The sequence below is a fragment of the Arthrobacter sp. BGA-UO-ETr-C19 genome, from assembly GCF_059568005.1.
Window position 1 is genome coordinate 1 of the sequence record NZ_JCAQPC010000003.1, and the last position, 3,117, is coordinate 3,117.

At 60.3% G+C, this 3,117-nt stretch carries 3 protein-coding genes; all 3 read right to left on the bottom strand.

Going from position 1 to position 3,117, the window contains the following annotated elements:
- Window positions 1-501: 501 nt before the first annotated feature.
- The 3 genes from AC57BR_RS00170 to AC57BR_RS00180 all read right to left on the bottom strand — a co-directional run bounded on the left by AC57BR_RS00170 (window position 502) and on the right by AC57BR_RS00180 (window position 3,108).
- Window positions 502-1,152 carry a DUF5134 domain-containing protein gene (locus AC57BR_RS00170; RefSeq protein WP_496357776.1) on the bottom strand — a complete coding sequence of 217 codons (651 nt, stop codon included), beginning with the start codon at window positions 1,150-1,152 and terminating at the stop codon, window positions 502-504.
- Between the two features lie 169 nt (window positions 1,153-1,321).
- Window positions 1,322-2,983 carry an APC family permease gene (locus AC57BR_RS00175; RefSeq protein ID WP_496357777.1) on the bottom strand — a complete coding sequence of 554 codons (1,662 nt, stop codon included), beginning with the start codon at window positions 2,981-2,983 and terminating at the stop codon, window positions 1,322-1,324.
- Entirely contained in the window at window positions 2,980-3,108 is a 129-nt protein-coding gene (locus AC57BR_RS00180; protein ID WP_496357778.1) for a hypothetical protein, read from the bottom strand. The genes AC57BR_RS00175 and AC57BR_RS00180 overlap by 4 nt, the downstream gene beginning before the upstream one ends.
- Window positions 3,109-3,117 lie beyond the last annotated feature (9 nt).

Sequence of the window (3,117 nt, forward strand, 5' to 3'; positions counted from 1 at the left end):
CGCCGCAGCAGGGCCCTCCTTCAGAACCGCCACCGCACGCGAAATCTCCTCCCGCGACAACGGATCCAACGGATGCGCCACCCCAACAACGGCTGAAGTCTCAATATCGATAGTCATGCTTTTTCTCCTAGATAAGTCCCTGACAGGATGAGAACGCCTATGGCCCGGAAGCCTGGTGGTGTTGCCGGTGAGGCCGATAGGCACTAAAAGGTCCCTGGATTTCTCAGAACTGTTCGTCCTTGGCAGATCTGTTCATCTCCGGCACAGATAAGTCGGTGTGATGCCGGTCACCCGCGTTCCTTTCACAAGCAAAACTACGCGAGGGAATTCGCTTAGGAAAGTTATTTATAAACATTTACTTGAGAAATTCGGGGCCATAAATTCCCACTGCCGTTAACATGTTGGAAACATTCGAAAACACGACAGCACGCGAAACGGCGGCACCCGAAAGGGTGCCGCCGTTGTCGTTGTGGCGCTGTGCTGGTGTCTGGCTGTGCTGGGTTATGCGGTGGTGGCGAACATGAGGGCCATGGTGGTGGCCCCGATTGCTTCTAGTGCGTGTTCTGTGCGTGTGGGGTATCGCCGTGACCCTGTGTGGTGGTGGGTGGTGGTGGTTGTCCGGTTGCGGATCAGGAGGATAAGGAAGGTCAGCGCGGCGATGCTGAAGAGGAGTGTGAGGAGGATGCCGGGTGTGTGGTCCAGGGCTGTTGCCGCGGTTGGGGTTCCCGGGGTGGGCGTGGTTGTCATGGCGTGGTGGTGGCCGGCCGGCATTGACGTGGGCGTTCCGTTGGAGGTGCTGGTGGGGCGGGTCATCATGGCGATCATGAGGGCTGCGCCGGTCATGGTGAGGGCGTGGTAGGCGCATTTGAGCCGGCCTTGGGTGCCGGCGCAGAGGAGTTTGTATTCGGGGCGGGCGACAGCCTGGATGATGAACCAGAGTGCGGCGCCTGCGAGGAGGCCGATCTGGGCCAGGAGGGTGGAGGGGGCCAGGTTCCAGAGCATGGCGGCCATCAGGGTGTTCATGAGGGCGTGGAGGGTGTTGTTGACCCGGTCGGTGAGGTGGGGTGACCTGAACGCCTGCCAGAGGTGGTAGCTGCTGCCGGCGAGCAGGACGGCGGTGACGGTCCAGGTCATTGCGGGGATATCGAACACGTGTATCACGCCCTACTGGAGTTGAGGTGGATTTTGGGTTTGGGTTCGGTCCCCGATGCGGGTGCCGACAGCAGCGGGGACCGAAGATTGTGGGGGGAAAAGCTCTGAGTGGGGAAACGACCGGTCCGCGATGCCGCCGTCGGGCAGCATCGCGGACCGGCTTCTAGGGCTATTCCTTCTCCAGCTCTAGTTTTTTCTCGCGTTCGAGTTCGTCGAGTTCCTGGTCCAGGTCGCCGCTGGCGTGCTGGCGCTCCATGTCCCTCAGGTCGTCGAGGTCGATCGGGTGCAACGGTTCCGGATCTTCCTCGTCCAGGACCGGGCCGTGGCCGTCGTCGGCAAGAACGACGTGGCCGATGGTTTCGTACTTGAGCGGATCGGTCTTCCGGAAGTAGAGAGCCAGACCTGCCCCCGTGATGAACAGCCCGGCGGCGATGTAGGGGATGAGCTTGAACAGCAGGGACGACGATGCAGGTCCGGCAGCCGTGTCCAGGTTCAGGAACATCAGGATAACAACGGCTAACATACCCGCCCCACCAACAATGGGGGCGACCTTGGTACGCCAGAAGTTTTCTTCCGGATGGTGCTTGCGGAAGTAGTTGAACACTGCCGCCATCGTTACGGTCTGCACAATCACGAGCATGAATGTCCCAAGGATCGCCAGAAGGGCGAAAACATCCAGGTAGGGGTCCTTATTGAAGAACCAGAATCCGAGGATCCACAGGATGGCGATACCTGTCTGGAGGAATGACGCGATGTGCGGCGATCCGTGCTTCTTGTGGGTCCTGCCAAGGATCCCCGGCAGGATGCCTTCCCGTCCGAGGGAGTACATGTAGCGTGAGGCTGCATTGTGGAAGGCCATGGCGCAGGCGAAGGATCCGGTCATCATCAGCCATTCCATGACCATGACCCAGCCGTGGCCGACAAAGACATCAGTGGGATGGAAGAACATGTCCAGGGGGTTGGCGCTTTGCGCCAGGGCGATAGCTCCCTGGGCGCCGTTGCCTGCGACGGACATCCAGGAGACAAACGTGTAGAAGACGCCGACGCCGGTGACCGCGATCATGGTGGCGATCGGGATAATCTTCTTCGGGTTCTTGGATTCCTCCCCGTACATCACTGTCGACTCGAAGCCGGTCCAGGACCAGAACGCGATGAACATGGCCAGCCCCGGCGCGGCGGACTGCAGCCCGTTTGGCGAGAACGCAATGGCCGGGTTCAATGTCTCTGGCATCAGCCCGTCGGGGCCTCCACCCTGGAACAGGACGCCGAAGGCCATGATGGCCAGGATCGCGATCTCCGTGAACAACAGCAGCGTCAGGATTTTCGCTGCCATGCTGATCTCAAAGAAGGTCAGGAAGCCGATGGTCAACAGGCCAACCACGGCGAAGACTACCCAATGGATGTCCATGCCCAACTGATCCTTGAAGGCCAGATGGCCAAAGTACGAGAAAATACCGATGATGCTGGCTTCGAAAACGATGTAGCCGAAAGTCACCATGAAACCGGTTCCGAGGCCGAGCACGCGCCCCAGACCGCGGGAGATGAAGCCGTAGAACGCGGCCGTCGAGGTCACGTAGCGGGCCATCGTGACATATGCGATCGCAAAGATGGACAGGATCACCGTTGCCCAGATATACGTTGCCGGCGTTCCGGTGCCGACACCGAATCCGACCGAAATCGGGACGTTGCCACTCATCACCGTGATGGGTGCGGACGTCGCGACCGCCATGAACACCACATCCCACAGCCCCAGGGTGTTGGCCTTCAGCTTCCCCGACCGGGAACCGGGCGTGACGGTACTCGAGCTTGCTGTAGCTTGTTGCCTGCTCATTTCCCGGCCCCCATGCTGCAGTGGCCGCTGTTGGTGGTGCGGGTTTCGGTGGGGAGGTTCAGGGTGGGGTTTTGGTTGAAGAAGCCGTGGGGTTCGAGCATGAAGCCGATGTTCTGGCGGGGCATGACGGGCCA